The organism is Arthrobacter sp. E44 (genome assembly GCF_041877125.1).
GTDB lineage: Bacteria > Actinomycetota > Actinomycetes > Actinomycetales > Micrococcaceae > Arthrobacter.
In genome coordinates this window covers 71,271-87,086 of the sequence record NZ_JBHDJA010000019.1, presented here as the reverse complement: position 1 = coordinate 87,086, position 15,816 = coordinate 71,271, and the positions used below count along the sequence as shown (strand labels likewise).

General features: G+C 65.5%; 14 protein-coding genes and 1 pseudogene. 13 read left to right on the top strand and 2 right to left on the bottom strand.

Annotated features, from left to right (window positions below; translation table 11 throughout):
• Window positions 1-126: pseudogene (locus ACETK3_RS16380) on the top strand (IS481 family transposase); the annotation flags it as partial.
• Window positions 127-159: 33 nt separating this feature from the next.
• Entirely contained in the window at window positions 160-513 is a 354-nt protein-coding gene (locus ACETK3_RS16375) for an Rv2175c family DNA-binding protein (RefSeq protein ID WP_236802011.1), read from the top strand.
• 9 nt (window positions 514-522) lie between these two features.
• Here the strand turns inward: ACETK3_RS16375 and ACETK3_RS16370 are convergent, their stop codons facing one another.
• A complete protein-coding gene (locus ACETK3_RS16370) occupies window positions 523-1,617 on the bottom strand; it encodes a polyprenyl synthetase family protein (RefSeq protein WP_236802012.1) in 1,095 nt (364 codons plus the stop codon).
• Complete coding sequence (locus ACETK3_RS16365) at window positions 1,614-2,138, bottom strand: hypothetical protein (protein ID WP_236802013.1); 525 nt, start codon at window positions 2,136-2,138, stop codon at window positions 1,614-1,616. The genes ACETK3_RS16370 and ACETK3_RS16365 overlap by 4 nt, the downstream gene beginning before the upstream one ends.
• Window positions 2,139-2,311: 173 nt before the next feature.
• Between ACETK3_RS16365 and dinB the strand changes: the two genes are divergently transcribed.
• The 11 genes from dinB to ftsW all read left to right on the top strand — a co-directional run bounded on the left by dinB (window position 2,312) and on the right by ftsW (window position 15,814).
• Window positions 2,312-3,493 carry a DNA polymerase IV gene (gene dinB, locus ACETK3_RS16360; RefSeq protein WP_237430243.1) on the top strand — a complete coding sequence of 394 codons (1,182 nt, stop codon included), beginning with the start codon at window positions 2,312-2,314 and terminating at the stop codon, window positions 3,491-3,493.
• A gap of 252 nt (window positions 3,494-3,745) precedes the next feature.
• Entirely contained in the window at window positions 3,746-4,117 is a 372-nt protein-coding gene (locus ACETK3_RS16355; RefSeq protein ID WP_236802015.1) for a DUF3040 domain-containing protein, read from the top strand.
• A gap of 354 nt (window positions 4,118-4,471) precedes the next feature.
• Window positions 4,472-4,900, top strand: a complete 429-nt coding sequence (mraZ, locus tag ACETK3_RS16350; protein ID WP_018763545.1) for a division/cell wall cluster transcriptional repressor MraZ — start codon at window positions 4,472-4,474, stop codon at window positions 4,898-4,900.
• A 166-nt stretch (window positions 4,901-5,066) separates the two neighbouring features.
• On the top strand, window positions 5,067-6,059 hold the full coding sequence (gene rsmH / locus ACETK3_RS16345) for a 16S rRNA (cytosine(1402)-N(4))-methyltransferase RsmH (RefSeq protein ID WP_373993179.1): 993 nt from the start codon (window positions 5,067-5,069) through the stop codon (window positions 6,057-6,059).
• Window positions 6,056-6,760 (top strand): hypothetical protein, encoded by a 705-nt coding sequence (locus ACETK3_RS16340; protein WP_236802016.1) that lies wholly within the window; start codon window positions 6,056-6,058, stop codon window positions 6,758-6,760. The genes rsmH and ACETK3_RS16340 overlap by 4 nt, the downstream gene beginning before the upstream one ends.
• Before the next feature lie 48 nt (window positions 6,761-6,808).
• A complete protein-coding gene (locus tag ACETK3_RS16335) occupies window positions 6,809-8,611 on the top strand; it encodes a penicillin-binding protein 2 (protein ID WP_236802017.1) in 1,803 nt (600 codons plus the stop codon).
• A gap of 96 nt (window positions 8,612-8,707) precedes the next feature.
• Entirely contained in the window at window positions 8,708-10,351 is a 1,644-nt protein-coding gene (locus ACETK3_RS16330; protein WP_236802018.1) for a UDP-N-acetylmuramoyl-L-alanyl-D-glutamate--2,6-diaminopimelate ligase, read from the top strand.
• A 6-nt stretch (window positions 10,352-10,357) separates the two neighbouring features.
• A complete protein-coding gene (gene murF / locus ACETK3_RS16325; protein WP_237430245.1) occupies window positions 10,358-11,821 on the top strand; it encodes a UDP-N-acetylmuramoyl-tripeptide--D-alanyl-D-alanine ligase in 1,464 nt (487 codons plus the stop codon).
• Window positions 11,818-12,927 carry a phospho-N-acetylmuramoyl-pentapeptide-transferase gene (gene mraY, locus ACETK3_RS16320; RefSeq protein ID WP_236802020.1) on the top strand — a complete coding sequence of 370 codons (1,110 nt, stop codon included), beginning with the start codon at window positions 11,818-11,820 and terminating at the stop codon, window positions 12,925-12,927. Before murF ends, mraY begins: the two co-directional genes overlap by 4 nt.
• Entirely contained in the window at window positions 12,909-14,486 is a 1,578-nt protein-coding gene (murD, locus tag ACETK3_RS16315; RefSeq protein WP_237430246.1) for a UDP-N-acetylmuramoyl-L-alanine--D-glutamate ligase, read from the top strand. The genes mraY and murD overlap by 19 nt, the downstream gene beginning before the upstream one ends.
• 2 nt (window positions 14,487-14,488) lie before the next feature.
• A complete protein-coding gene (gene ftsW / locus ACETK3_RS16310) occupies window positions 14,489-15,814 on the top strand; it encodes a putative lipid II flippase FtsW (RefSeq protein ID WP_237430247.1) in 1,326 nt (441 codons plus the stop codon).
• The last annotated feature ends 2 nt before the right edge of the window (window positions 15,815-15,816 follow it).

Genomic DNA, 15,816 nt, shown 5'->3' with positions numbered 1-15,816 from the left:
GAGGCCGAGCGTGTTGCCGCTTTCGCCGACTGGCTCCATCATTACAATCATCATCGAGGCCACGTCTCACTCAACGGTCAGCCACCGGCCAGCCGCGTCACCAACCTCTCAGGTCAATACAACTAGGCGCCGGGCCGGGCTGCATGGCAACCTTGATCCGTGAGTAATGTAGAAAACCTGGTGGGCGAGTGGTTGCCACTGCCCGACGTCGCCCGTTTATTGGATGTTTCCATCACTAAGGTCCATAGCCTCATTGATGAGCGTGCCCTGGTGGCACTACGGGTGGGGGAACGGAAGATCCGGTCTGTTCCCGCCGAATTCATCCAGGATGGCCAGGTAGTGGACAGCCTTAAGGGCACCATTGTGGTGCTGGCCGACGCCGGCTACTCGGATGAGGACCTTATTGTCTGGCTGTTTACGGCCGACGAGTCATTGCGGGGCCGCCCCATTGACGCGCTGCGGGAAGGCCGCAAGACCGAAATCAGGCGCAGGGCCCAGACCCTGGCCTGGTAAACCGCAGCTTCAGGAGGCTCGGCTGACAGCAGCTTCAGCCAGCTTCCGAAGCGCAATTTTGGGCAACTCCTCCAACGGAAGCCCATCAAGTGCCTCGAATGCTGCAGCGCCGAACTCACTAATAAGGACTTCGGTGGCCTGCAACGCTCTGGAATCCTCGATGATGCGCCGGATTTCCAGGATGTCAGCGTCCGACAGGTCGGGGCTGCCCAGGCTCGCATCAATGAATGCGGACTCTTCCGGGGTCGCCTGATCCAGTGCGAGGGCCACCAGGACAGTACGTTTTCCTTCGCGCAAATCATCGCCGGCCGGCTTGCCGGTGGTGAGCGGATCCCCAAACACGCCAAGGACGTCATCGCGGAGTTGGAAGGCCTCGCCGAGCGGAAGTGCGAAAGCCGAATAGCCGCGGAGCAGTTCATTCGACGCTCCGGCCAGGGCTCCGCCCAGGGCCAGTGGGTGCTCGGTGGAGTATTTGGCGCTCTTGAACCGGATGATGGACTGCGCCCTGCCGACCGCTCCCGCCCGGTCCCGGACAGGTCCCGCCACTTCCTCCAGGATGTCCAGGTACTGGCCGGCCATGACCTCTGCTCGCATCAGGTTGAAAATCAGCCTCGCCCTGCTTCCGGAGGCGGCCCGTTCACCGATGTCGGTAAACGCCTCCTCGCTGAAGGACAGGCAAAGATCGCCCGCAAGGATGGCGGCCGCCTGGCCGAACCGTTCGCTGTCCAGTGCCCAGCCCTGGGACGTGTGCAACTCGCTGAAGCGCCGGTGGACGCTGGGACCGCCGCGGCGGGTGTCCGAGCGGTCGATGATGTCGTCATGGATCAGTGCGGCGGCCTGGAACAGCTCAAGCGCAGCGCCGGCTGTGACAACCTGGCTGGCCCCGGCCTCGCCCCCTGCGCCGCGCCAGCCCCAGTAGCACATCAGGGCGCGGAGGCGCTTGCCGCCGGTGACGAGGTTGGAGATGGAACCCATGATTGGTTCGATGTCCGGGGAGATGCCGGACATTACTGACTGCCGCGCGGTCAGGAATCCCGTGAGCTCGCCTGCCACGCCTGCCACGAAGTCGGCTTGTTCATTCCGTAGCTGCTCCGCTGCCGTCACTTGGCTGACTCAGCTGCCACGTTGGCGCCGATGGTGAACGTGGAAACGCCCGCGGCTTCGACCACCGAGAGGTTGACGGTCTCGTTGTCACCGCGGACGAAATCCTTGGAAGCCACCCCGCCCACCTTGTCGCCGGGAACGGCCTTGAAACCCTGGCCTTCCAAGGCCTTCGTATAGAAGTCAAGGACCGAAGCGGTAGGGGCCGTGACCGTCCCGACCAGGGCAGCGGTGGAGGGTGTGGAGGCCTTGTCGAAGCTGCTGGACACGACTGTTGCCCCGGTCATCAAGGGGAGGAGTTGCTGCGGAAAGCCGGCCACCACCGCGCCGACAGTCGCGGAAGTATTGGGCGACGCCGACGGGCTGGGGGAAGCCGTGAGGGTGGACTGGGTGGCAGCAGGGGGTGCGGACTGGGAAGGCTCTGCCTGTCCGGAGGGGGTCTGGCTGCAGGCGGCCAGGGCCAGCACCGCCGCAGCGGCAAGCGCGGCCAAGCCTGCTGGCTTGAAGTTTCCAATAGCCGTCACAGAGACTTTCCTCCTGGTGTTGTTGGCAAAATCAGCCTCCAGTTTAGCCAGCCTCCGCTGCGCTCCCGACAAACAGCAGAGTCCCATAAGCCGATAGGATTGCAGCCGTGGGGCCCGCAGGTACGAACCGACCATCGGCCGCGCGCCCCCAGGGGCGCCGGCGCACATGCATCATGCACGTGGACATGGATGCTTTCTTTGTTTCCGTGGAGCTCCGGACGCGCCCCGAACTTCGCGGCAAGCCCGTGATCGTGGGCTTCCCGGGAGAGCGGTCAGTTGTCCTCTCCGGCTCGTACGAAGCCCGCGCCTTCGGCGTCAAGTCCGCGATGCCCATGGCCGTGGCCATGCGCATGTGTCCGCAGGCGGTGGTCATTGAACCGCGGCACAAGCTCTACTACGAGGTGTCGGGGCAGCTGATGGGGATCTTTGAGTCCATCACCGGGCTCGTGGAGCCCCTCAGTGTGGATGAGGCGTTCCTGGACGTCACCGGCGCGCTCCGCCGGCTGGGGCCGCCGAGGGGAATAGGTGAGCTGATCCGCCGCCGGGTCGCAGCCGAACTGGGCATCACCGCCTCCGTGGGAATCGCCGAGACCAAGTTTGTAGCGAAAATTGCCTCCACCCGGTGCAAGCCGGACGGGCTGCTGCTCATCGGGCCGGATGAAACCGTGCCGTATCTGCACAGCCTTCCCGTAGGTGCCCTGTGGGGTGTAGGGGCGAAAACCGGGGAGGTCCTGGCAAAAATGGGAATCAGGACGGTGGCGGACGTTGCCGCAACCCCGGTCTCCTCCCTTAAGAAGGTCCTGGGGGCCACGGGGGAGCATGTGCACCAGCTTGCCTGGGGCATCGATCCCCGCCCGGTTACCCCGGTGCGGCTGGAAAAGAGCATTGGAGCCGAAGAAACCTTCGCCACGGATACCGACGACGACGCGCTCCTCCGCCGGGAACTCCTGCGGCTCTCGCACCGGACGGCAGGGCGGTTGCGGGGCTCCGGAATGGTGGCCAGGACCGTGGCGCTGAAGTTGCGCTTCGCGGATTTTTCCACCGTAACCCGCAGCAGGACGGTGCAGACTCCGGTGGACAGCGCCCAGCTGATCTACGCAGTGGCACTGCAGCTCCTGGAGTCGCTCGGAACCAGGGCGATGGCCGTAAGGCTCGTGGGCGTCCGGGCAGAGCAGCTCGAGGAGGCGGCGCGTACCTCGCTCCAGCTCAGCATCGACCGCCGGGACGAGAACTGGAGGGCGGCCGAGCAGGCCCTTGACGAGGTGACCCGCAGGTTCGGCAGCAAGTCCGTGCTGCCGGCACGTTTAATGGAGCCGGAAAACCGGGCCGGGGACGGCACGCAACGGCCTGCTTGAGGGATTTGCCGAAGTCATTGCCGTCTTTCAGATCAGGCGTCAACAATCTATCCTTAGAGATACATAGTTTTCGAGTGAATGGACTTACTGCCGGACCCTCTTGGACATGCTCCCGCTCCCGCGACCGCATGCTGAATTCCCGTTTTGCCACGACTGGGAAAACGGGAACTTTCCAGCAATGGCAGGCGTTCCAACGGAGTAGAAGTAGTGGCTGGGATCAGCCCGGACGTTGGCCTACAAAAGGAGGTCGTGATGCCGCTGTCGGAGCACGAACAGAAGCTGCTTGAGCAGCTTGAGAAGCAGCTTCACGAGGACGACCCGAAGTTCGCGAACTCATTGGGTTCGGACCCCGGGCGTTCATGGTCCACGAGGCATGTTGTTATTGGGGTCCTCTGCGCACTGGCCGGCGTGTTCCTGTTGCTGCTCGGTGTCACACTCCAGAACATCTTCGTCGGGGTCCTGGGCTTCGTCGTCATGGGCGGTGGGGTGTACTTCGCCACCATGCGAAGTTCCCGTGGAGGTGCAGCCGCCAAGGGTGGCGGGGCAAAGCCAGGCAAGCAACGGAGTTCATTCATGAGCAGCCTGGAAGAACGCTGGGACGAGCGCCGCAGGGGGGAGCCCTAAACCCCTTGGAGACCCGGATGCCGAATCCCTCCAATTTGCTCCCCTGACCACAGGGGATCGCCCGTGAAGACCCGCTACGGCGGGTCTTTTCGCGTTTAAGAAACGCGGTCCAGGGCATTCCGCCTGTCAGTGCCCGCTTGAGGGAATTCACCGGGACCCGCCAAGACAAAAGCCCTCCACTTTCCACCACCGCCCAAAATTCCCGCTATTTCGGGCCTTCCTTCCCACAATTAGAGCGCCGCAGCCCCCGTTTCGCGTTGACTGTGGTGGAAAGTGGAGTAATGTGGAGGACATAAGAGGGTGGTTGCAACATAGGGGATGTGCAGTTCCTGACAGCGGACAGGCGGTGGGCCAGTGTTTCTGGGCACTCACTCGCCACGTCTGGATGAAAAGGGGCGGATCATTCTCCCGGCCAAGTTCCGCGAGGAGCTTGCCAGCGGCTTGGTGCTCACAAGGGGCCAGGAACGTTGCATCTACGTCTTCAGTGAGAAGGAATTTGCACGGGTCCATGAGCAAATGCGGGAGGCGCCAATCTCCTCCAAGCAGGCACGTGACTACATCCGCGTATTTCTCTCTGGAGCCTCTGACGAGGTACCTGACAAGCAGGGGCGCGTGACCATTCCACCGGCGCTCCGGGAGTACGCAGGACTCGGAAGGGAACTTGCCGTCATCGGCGCCGGTACCCGCGCCGAGATCTGGGACGCCCAGGCTTGGAATGAATACCTCGCGGAGAAGGAGACAGCCTTTTCCGAAACTGACGATCCCATTCCGGGCATTCTCTGAATCCGGAGCGGGGCAGCAGGCGGCTTCTTGGATGAGATCTCCAGCCGGCCCATCGGCTGCCAACCTGGCTCACCTTCCCCGGAGCCAGGCGGGCGGAACGGTAGGTGCGGATGGGGATCTGGTCCCAGAAGCATCAGGTGACAACGACGGCGGGAAAGGACCAGGCATGACCGATCAACCCAAGCCCACGTCCGAACGCCATGTGCCGGTCCTCCGCGACCGGTGCATCAATTTGTTGGCACCGGGCTTCGAAGCGGCGAGGCTCCGCGGGGAAACCCCCATCGCCGTGGACGCAACCCTGGGGATGGGCGGCCACTCCGAGGCCATGCTCCAGAGGTTCCCCGACCTCCACCTCATCGGCATTGACCGTGACGAGGAAGCACTGGCCCTCGCGGGGGAGCGGCTGGCTCCCTTCGCTGCCAGGACCGACCTGGTCCACGCGGTCTACGACGAAATCCAGGACGTGCTGGCAGACCTCGGCGTGGCCGAAGTGCACGGCATCCTGATGGACCTTGGTGTCTCTTCACTGCAGCTGGACGAGCGGGAGCGCGGCTTCGCCTACTCGTTCGATGCCCCGCTGGACATGCGGATGGACACCAGCCGCGGCCAAACGGCAGCGGATGTGGTCAATACCTACAGCGAAGCAGACTTGGTCCGGATCATCCGCAAATGGGGCGAGGAAAAGTTCGCCGGCCGGATCGCCAACCGGATCGTTGCAGCACGTGCGGTGAAGGAGTTCACCACCACCGGCGAACTCGTCGAGCAGATCCGTTCCGTGGTGCCTGCCTCCGCCGCGAAGTCCGGCGGACACCCTGCCAAGCGGACCTTCCAGGCCCTGCGGATCGAGGTCAACGAGGAACTTGATGCTTTGGAACGGGCTGTGCCCGCCGCCGTCGACTCCCTGGCTCTCGGCGGCCGCATCGTGATCATGTCCTACCACTCCCTCGAGGACAAGATCGTCAAAGGCGTCCTCCAGGCCCGCTCGAAGTCTTCTGCTCCCCTCGGCTTCCCCGTGGAGCTGGAAGAGCACAAGCCTGAACTCAAGACCCTGACCAAAGGCACTGAGGTGCCCACCGCCGTCGAAATTGCTAAAAACCCGCGCGCTGCCTCCGCCAGGCTTCGCGCGGCAGAACGAATCAGAGCCAGGAGAGCTGCATGAGCACCGCCGCCGTCAAGAACTTTCCCATCGTTTCCGGCAGTTCGGCGGCCGATGCCAGGCCTGCGGGTGAACCGGGCGTAGGCCGGAAGGGGCGTACGCCGCTTTCCGTCGTCCGCACCGCGCCCCGGAAGCGCCGGGCCCCCTTTGTCGTGCTCTGCTTTGCCATGCTCGCCGTCGCCCTGGTTGCGGTACTGGTCCTGAACATCTCGGTTTCCACCGCGCAGTACCAGTTGGTGGAGTTGCGCGCCAAGCAGAGCTCATTGACCAAGACCAACCAGGACCTGACCCAGCAGGTACAGAACTTCGAGGCCCCGCAGAACCTGGCGGCCAAAGCCACTGAGCTTGGCATGGTGGCGTCCACGGTGAAAGGCCAGATCGATCTGTCCACCCTGTCAGTCACAGGAAAAGCCACCCCGGCAGTGAAGGGTGCAGCGGGTGGAGCGGTCATCCCGGCACCGGCCGTAGCCGGGCAGCTCATTGTCCCGCCGGCTCCCAAGGGTGCAGCAGCGGATAAGGCCACGACGGCGGACGCCGGGAAGGCTTCTCCCGCTCCCGCCGCCGGCCCGGCCCCCGCCGCGAACCCGGCACAGGCCACTGTTCCCCAGCGCCCCGCTGCTGCCCAGGCGGCTGCAGCGGCTCCGGCACCCGCGCTTCACGGCGGCTCCGTTCCGGCGCCCCAGCAGAAGGTCCCCGGGCAGTAGGCCAAAAGGCAGGACAGGCAGCAGCGTCGAGCAGCAAGGAATATCACGGTGGCGGAGAAGACCGGCAAGGCAGGACAAAGCAAGGCACCCAACGCCACGAAACGCTTACGCCTGGGACTGGGCGTCATGCTCACGCTCCTGCTGGTGGTGGGCGGGAAGCTCTTCCTGGTCCAGGGGCTCGACGTCGGGGGCATGGCCGAAGCGGCGTTGAACAGCCGGATGACCTCCGCCATCCTGCCGGCAGAGCGCGGCAGCATCCTTGATTCCCGCGGCACCGTACTGGCCAACAGCGTGATCCGCTACAACATCGTGGTGGACCAGCGGGTCAACACCAAGACGGAGTCCTACAAGCGGCTGGACCAGGCCGACGGCCACGAAAAACTGGTGGACGTCAGCCGCGACCAGGCGATTTCCGAGCTTGCCGCCGCCCTCGGCATGGACACCAACGCCGTCCGGGACGCGGTCACCGGCCAGCAGCCGTATCACATCGTGGCCAAGGACGTGAAGCCCGACGTCGAGGACCGCATCTCTAAACTCCAGGTGCCCGGCATCGTTGCCGAGGGCGTCAGCAAGCGCGTCTACCCGAACGGCGCTGTGGCCGGGGGAGTGGTGGGTTTCCTCCAGGACGGCACTACCGGGCTGGCCGGGATCGAGCAGACCCAGGACGACCAACTCAAGGGCAAGGACGGCAAGCGCCTGTTCGAGATCGGCGCCGATGGATTGCGCATCCCGGTGGGCCTGGACGAGCTGACTCCGCCGCAGAACGGCAAGGACGTCAAGCTCACGCTGAACTCCGATCTTCAGTACTTTGCGCAGCAGGCCGTTCAAAGCCAGGCGGACAAGCTCAGCGCCGAGTGGGGCGTCATCATCGTGATGGATGCCAAAACTGGAAACCTCCTGGCCCTGGCCGACACGAACTCCCCGGACCCCAACAACCCGGGACTGGTGGCAGCCAAGGACCGCGGCGTCCGCTCCGTGACCGCAGCCTATGAGCCCGGTTCCGTGGAGAAGATGATGACGGCAGCAGCTGTGATCGACGAGGGACTTGCGAAACCGCTCGACACCTTCACCATCCCGCCCACCTACACGGTTGACGGCCAGACGTTCAGCGACGCTTTCACCCACGGAACCGAGGAACGGACGCTGGCGGGCATCATCGGGTACTCCATGAACACCGGAACCGTCATGGCCGGCCAGCGGCTTAGCAAGGAACAGCGCTATGACTGGCTGAAGAAGTTCGGCATCGGCGAGGCGCCGGATATCGGCCTGCCGGCCACCGCCGCCGGCATCCTCACGCCACCGGACCAGTGGGATGGACGCCAGCAGTACACCGTATTGTTCGGGCAGGGAGTTTCCCAGTCCACGCTCCAGACGGTCCGTGCCTACCAGAGCATCGCCAACAACGGCGTCATGCTGCAGCCACGGCTGATCGATTCCTACATCTCGCCTGACGGCACGGAGGAGAAGGTGCCGGCCCAGCCGTCACGGCAGGTTGTCTCCGACAGCACGGCCCAGCAGGTCCAGGACATCCTGGAAAGCGCCGTCACCGAGGGCGAAATCAAGGACGCCGGAATCGACGGCTACCGGGTGGGAGCCAAGACCGGCACGTCGGAGTCACCGTGCGACGACGGCAAGTCGGGCTACTGCGGCTACACGGCCTCCATCGTGGGAATGGCGCCGATGGATGATCCGCGGTTTATTGTGGAGGTGGTGCTCCAGCGGCCGAAGGGCAGCATCTACGGCATCACCAACGGGCCGGTGTTCCGGTCCGTCATGAGCCAGGCGCTGCGGACCTACAACGTCCAGCCTTCAACCGGTACGCCGGCCAGGATGCCCCAGTACGCCAAATAGCGGCCGCGCGGGGCCGGAAGTACCAGCAGCATCCAGCGCATCAAAGTGCCCGGGGCGAACCATGCCGGGCACGCACTAGCACCATCGGAGATCCCCTTGTCAGAGTTCACCACGCCCGGCAGCGACGCTGCACGAGACGAAGCCCGGGATGAAAGTCCAGGCCGCTTCCGGCCCGCAGCCGTAGCTGCCGTCCCGCTGGCCGCCGTCGGGAAGTCCCTTGGCGTAACTGTGCCCGAACCCGCCGCTGACGTGGAGATCACGGGGATATCGCTGAACTCGCGCACCGTTGAGCCCGGCGACCTGTACGTGGCGCTGCCCGGAGCCAGCAGGCACGGCGCCGACTTCGCCTCCGACGCCATCGGTGCTGGGGCAGTGGCCGTGCTGACAGACGACGCCGGTGCGCGGCTGCTCGCCCTGTCCGCGGACACGCCCGTCCCGGTGCTCGTCGTCGGGAATCCCCGCAACGAGGTGGGACCGCTCTCCGCGATGATCTACCGCAGCCAGCCCGCTGACGGCCGGCCACTGCGGCTGTTCGGTGTGACAGGAACCAACGGGAAGACCACTACCACCTACTTCATCACCTCCCTGCTGCGTGCGCTCCGGCAGAAGACCGGCCTGATCGGAACCATCGAAATCCTGGCCGGCGGGGAACCGATCCCCAGCCTCCTGACCACGCCCGAATCGCCTGAGGTCCACGGGCTGCTGGCGCTCATGCGCGAACGCGGGCTCGACGCTGCCGCCATGGAAGTGTCCTCCCACGCCATCTCCTACCAGCGCGTGGACGGCCTGCTCTTTGACGTCGCGGGTTTCACCAACCTCACCCAGGACCACTTGGACCTGCACAACACCATGGAGGAGTACTTTGCCACCAAGGCGGAACTCTTCACGCCCGGGCGCACCCGCCGGGCGGTAGTGACGGTCGACGACGAGTGGGGACGCCGGCTGGCCGGCAGCACCCAGGTGCCGGTCACCACGCTCAGCACGGGCGGCAGCACCCAGGCGGATTGGACAGTTGCAGCAACGGCGCCGCGGGGGCTTGGTACCGACTTCACGCTTGCGGGTCCCTCAGGCGCCACCCTGCAGATCCACACCGGACTGCCCGGCAGCTTCAACGTTGCCAACGCGGCCCTGGCTGCGCTGATGGTCCTTGCGTCCGGTGTGGACCTGGCCGATCTGCAGGCCGCCCTGGACGCCGCCGACCCCTTCACCGTGGCCGTGCCCGGACGGATGCAGCTGATCGCCGAGCAGCCCGCCGCCGTGGTGGACTTCGCCCACAACACCGACGCCCTGGCCCGGGCCCTGGAAGCCGTCCGCGCGCCCCAACCGGACTCCCGGCTGATCGTGGTGTTCGGTGCCACCGGACAACGTGACCAGGGCAAGCGACCCGCGATGGGTGCCATTGCGGCCCGGCTTGCCGACACCGTAATCATCACCGACGACGACCCCCACGACGAGGACGCGGCTGCGATCCGCGCCGACGTGATGGCCGGGGCACGTGAAGCCCTGGCCAGCGGGTCATCGGGGGCAGAGCTGTTGGAGGTCTTCCCCCGCGACGAAGCCATCCGCCACGCCGTGTCCCTTGCCCGCCCACAGGACACCATCCTGGTGGCGGGCCGCGGGCACGAAGTCTGGCAGGAAGTGAAGGGCGTCAACCTTGCCCTGGACGACAGGGTGGAACTGCGCAGCGCCTTGACAGCCAGGGGATTCAACGTTCTCCATGACGACCGGATAGAGTCCTAGACCGAGATGATTGCATTTACTGCGGCGGAAATCGCCGAAATCACCAGCGGGCGCCTGGACGCCGATCCCGGACTAACGCCCCTCTCGGTGGTGACGGATTCACGCGAAGCCACACCGGGTTCGCTTTACGTCGCGAAGCCGGGCGAATATGCCGACGGCCATGACTTCATCGACGCCGCCTTTGGCGCGGGCGCCGTACTGGCACTCGTCGAGCGCCCGGTGTCCGCACCGGACGGCAAGGCGTACCCTTCGATCGTGGTGGACGACGCCGTCCTGGCCATGGGCGCACTTGCCGCCGAAGCCGTCCGCCGGATCCGTGCCGCACGTGCGGCAGCAGGAGAGCAGCTGACGGTGATTGGAATCACCGGTTCCGCGGGCAAGACCACCACCAAGGACCTCCTGGCCGGAATCCTGGCCACGCAAGGCAACACGGTGGCACCGCAAGGCTCCTACAACGGCGAGGTGGGCGTCCCGCTCACGGTTTTCCGGGCCGGCACAGACACCCGCTACCTCGTTATCGAGATGGGGGCCACCGGGATCGGCCACATCCGCTACCTCGCAGAGATGGTCAAGCCGGACATCGGGGTGGTCCTGGCTGTAGGTACCGCGCACGCCGGCGAGTTCGGGGGAGTGGAGAACATTGCGCTGGCCAAGGGCGAGATGGTCGAAGGCCTGACCGCCGCGGGCACCGCGATCATCAACCTCGACGACGAGCGCGTGGCAGCCATGCGCAGCCGTACCTCCGCTGCCGTCCTCGGCTTTTCCGCAGACGGACGCGCGGATGCACAGGTCCAGGCGCTCAACGTGGATACCAACGCCGGGGGCGGCCCCGAATTCGACCTCCAGCTGCCGGATGGCGCTGCTCCCCGGCACGTAAGCAGCCGGCTCATCGGCGCGCACCACGTGGGAAACCTGCTCGCAGCCGCTGCAGCCGCATGGGCTGCCGGAGTGCCGGGAGACCACATCGCGGATTCGCTGAGCAACCAGGCCGCCGCCAGCCGTTGGCGCATGGAACGCACCGAGCGGCAGGACGGCGTGACCGTCATCAACGATGCATACAACGCCAACCCCGAGTCCATGCGGGCGGCCCTTCGAACCCTTGCCGACCTTGGCCGCGGCCGCCGCACCTGGGCCGTCCTGGGGGCCATGCTGGAACTGGGCGACGACTCCATCCGCGAGCACACCGCCGTCGGAACCCAAGTGGTGCGCCTCAACATCTCCAGGCTGCTGGTGGTGGGCCGCGAGGCCCGGGCACTCTACGTTTCAGCCGTGCAGGAAGGGTCGTGGGGGGACGAATGCCTCTTCGCCGAAACGGTGGATGAGGCCTACGAAGTCCTGGACGCCGAACTCCAGCCCGGCGACCTGGTGTTGTTCAAGTCCTCCAACAGCGTGGGACTTCGCCATTTGGGCGATCGGATAGCATTACCCCGAACCTCCACCCCTGCCGACGAAAGGAGCACTCTGCTGTGATTGCTCTGTTGATCGGCGCAGGCCTGGCCCTGCTGTGCTCCCTGGTGGGCACCCCGCTTTTCATCCGCCTCCTGGTGCACCGCGGCTATGGCCAGTTCATCCGTGACGACGGCCCCACATCGCACCACACCAAGCGCGGCACCCCCACCATGGGCGGAACCGTGGTGGTGGCCTCCGTACTGCTGAGCTACGGTCTCACCCACCTCATCATGCTGATGATGAACCCAGACTCACCGGGACCATCAGCCTCGGCCCTGATCCTGCTGTTCCTCATGGTGGGCATGGGCCTGGTGGGCTTCCTGGACGACTTCATCAAGATCTCCCGGCAGCGCAGCCTTGGCCTCAATGCCAAGGCCAAGCTCATCCTCCAGGCCGCCGTAGGCATCATCTTCGCCATCCTTGCGCTGAACTTCCCCAATAGCGCCGGACTGACGCCCGCGTCCACGAAGATCTCCCTGGTCCGGGACCTGCCCTGGCTCGACCTCGCCTTCGGCGGCACCGTCCTTGGCGCCATCCTCTTCGTCATTTGGTCGAACCTTATCGTCACCGCGGCCACCAACGGCGTGAACCTTACTGACGGCCTCGACGGCCTGGCGGCCGGCGCATCAATCATGGTTTTCGGCGCTTACACGCTCATGGGCATATGGCAGAGCAACCAGGCCTGCGGTTCCCCCAGGGAGGCCGGCAGCGGCTGCTACTTGGTCAGGGACCCCCTGGACCTGGCGCTCCTGGCCGCCATCCTCAGCGCCGCGCTGGTGGGGTTCCTCTGGTGGAACACATCGCCGGCAAAGATCTTCATGGGCGACACAGGTTCGCTGGCCATCGGCGGCGCGGTGGCGGGCTTCGCCATCCTGTCCCGCACCGAACTCCTGCTGGGCATCGTGGGCGGTCTCTTCGTGCTGATCACCCTGTCCGTCATCATCCAGGTGGGCTACTTCAAGGCAACAGGCGGCAAGCGCGTGTTCAAGATGGCGCCGCTGCAGCACCACTTCGAACTGAAGGGGTGGGCCGAAGTGACCGTCGTGGTCCGGTTCTGGATCCTGGGCGGACTCTTCGTTGCCGTCGGATTGGGCATTTTCTACGCTGAATGGGTTGTACTGCTGTGACCGTTTCCCCACGCCTGGCAAACCTCGTCTCCTGGGACTCCGACTGGGCCGGCCTGCGTGTCGTCGTCACGGGCATCGGGGTGTCGGGTTTCGCCGCTGCGGACACCCTCATCGAACTCGGTGCACGCGTCGTGGTAGTCGACGCCGCCACCAGCGAGACGGCCCACGCCCACGCGGACACTTTGAAGATCGTGGGTGCCGCCGACGTGCTGCTCGGTCCCGACGCGGTCACGCACATTCCCCGCATCGACGGCGAGCTTCCGGAACTGATCGTGACCTCGCCCGGATGGCGCCCGGACCAGGCGCTGCTCGCAGCAGCGGCACGGGCACACATTCCGGTGTGGGGCGACGTCGAACTTGCCTGGCGGGTGCGGGTAAGGGAAGGCCGGAAGACGGCCGACTGGCTGGCAATCACCGGAACCAACGGCAAGACCACCACGGTGGGACTTACCGAATCCATGCTGCGCGCCGCCGGCCTCAAAGCCATCGCCGTCGGCAATGTGGGCACCCCCATCCTGGATGCCCTCCGCGATCCCGTCGAGTACGACGTCTTCGCCGTCGAACTCTCGAGCTTCCAGCTCCACTGGGCCGAATCCGTGTCGCCCGTGGCGAGCGTCTGCCTGAACGTGGCCGAAGACCACGTCGACTGGCACGGTTCCTATGATTCATACCTCGCTGACAAAGCCAAGGTGTACGAGCGGACCCAGAAGGCCTGCATCTACAACGCCGAGCAGATCGAAACCGAGCGCATGGTGGAAAACGCCGACGTCGTGGAGGGCTGCCGAGCCGTGGGCTTCACCACTGTCACGCCGGCCATCAGCATGCTTGGCGTGGTGGAAGGGCTGCTGGTGGACCGCGCCTTCATCGAGGAGCGCAGGAACAGCGCGGCTGAACTGGCCTCGATGGCAGACCTTGGACCGCTGGCCCCGCGCCACATGGTGGCCAACGCCCTTGCCGCAGCCGGCCTGGTCCGCGCGTACGGCGTGGACGCCAAGGCAGTCCGCCAGGGCATCCTCGATTACGTTCCGGGCGACCACCGCATCCAGCCGGTCGCCCGCATGAACGGCGTGCTCTGGGTCAATGACTCCAAGGCCACCAACCCCCACGCGGCCTCCGCATCCCTGTCGGCCTTCAGCAACGTCGTCTGGATCGCCGGTGGCCTGTCCAAAGGCGTGAGCTACGACGAGCTGGTCCGGGACCACGCCCCACGGCTCAAGGCAGTGGTACTGATCGGTACGGACACCGCCCACCTCCGGGAAGCCCTCCAGCGACACGCGCCCGATGTCCCGGTGATTGAACCGGAGTCAGGTGAGACTGAAGGGGTGCAGACTGCTTCGGCGCCCGATGGCACGTCCGGCGGTTCCCCCGGCAAGGGAGAACGGGTGATGTCCTGGGCCGTTGCGTCAGCAGCACGGATCGCCGAATCGGGCGATACCGTGCTGATGGCTCCGGCAGCTGCTTCCATGGATCAGTTCTCTTCCTACGCTCACCGTGGTGGTACTTTCATCGACGCTGTCCGCGAGCTGGTGGAAGGGCAGGCCCAGACCGGCGAGGAGTAACGATGGCCAGTACGCCCACCCGGCCCCAGGCCGGCAGGACGCGCCCCGGCTCAACGGCTGCCGCCTCCCGGCAGCCGGCAGCGGCAGGCGCGAAACTGCGCACCGCGTACCGGCGGTTCTGGGCCCTGCTGGAGGGAACCGGCAAGTCCCGGAACGGCTCCACGTACTACCTGATCCTTGGCGCCACCCTCGCGTTGACGGCCATCGGGATCATGATGGTCCTCTCCGCCTCCAGCGTTGAATCCATCGCCGCCGGAAAGTCGCCCTACGGGGACGCGCTGAAGCAGGGTGTCTTCGCTGCCATCGGCATATTTACCATGTTCGTGCTCTCGCGCATCAACGTCACCTGGCTGAAGCGGCTGGCCTGGCCCGCCGTCGGGTTCGCCGTGGCGCTCCTTGCCCTGGTGCAGGTGGTGGGCACGGAGATCAACGGCAACCGGAACTGGGTTGACCTGGGCGGCATCACGTTCCAGCCGTCCGAAGCCGCCAAACTGGCCCTCGCCCTATGGTTGGCCACGGTGCTGGCCAGGAAGGGCAGGCTTCTCAGCCGCTGGCAGCACGTGCTGGTCCCCGCCGTCCCCATGGCGGCCATCATCGTCGTGCTGATCCTGGTGGGCAACGACCTGGGCACGGCCATGATCATCATGATGATCATGGCGGCCGCGCTGTTCTTCGCAGGCGTCCCCCTCTACCTCTTCGGCATTGCAGGCCTTGTCGCCGCTGCCGGCACCACCGTCATGGCCGTGACCAGTTCCAACCGCATGTGCCGCATCACCTCCTGGTGGACCGGCCAATCCTGCGCCGACGGCATCGACGCCAACTACCAGGCCACCAACGGCATGTACGGCCTTGCCTCAGGGGGCTGGCTGGGGGTTGGCCTTGGACAGAGCCGGCAAAAGTACAGCTGGATCCCCGAAGCCCACAACGACTTCATTTTCGCCATCATCGGCGAGGAACTCGGCCTGGTGGGGACCGTCGTCGTCCTGGTTCTTTTCGCGATCCTCGGCGCTGCGATCTACCGCGTGGTGGTGGCACAGGAGGACATGTTCCACCGGGTCCTGGCGGGCACCATCATGGTGTGGCTGCTGGGCCAGGCCACGGTGAACATGTCTGTAGTCACCGGCCTGATGCCCGTCATCGGCGTGCCGCTGCCGTTTATTTCGTACGGCGGCTCGGCCCTGCTGATGTCGCTGTGTGCCGTGGGGGTGGTCCTCTCGCTGGCCCGGGAACAGATGGCCCCGGCCATTCGGCCCAAGCGGATGCTGAAGTTCCGGATCCGGCCAGCGCGGGACAAGAGCCAACCAAAGAATTCCAGAAAGCGTGCCTAACC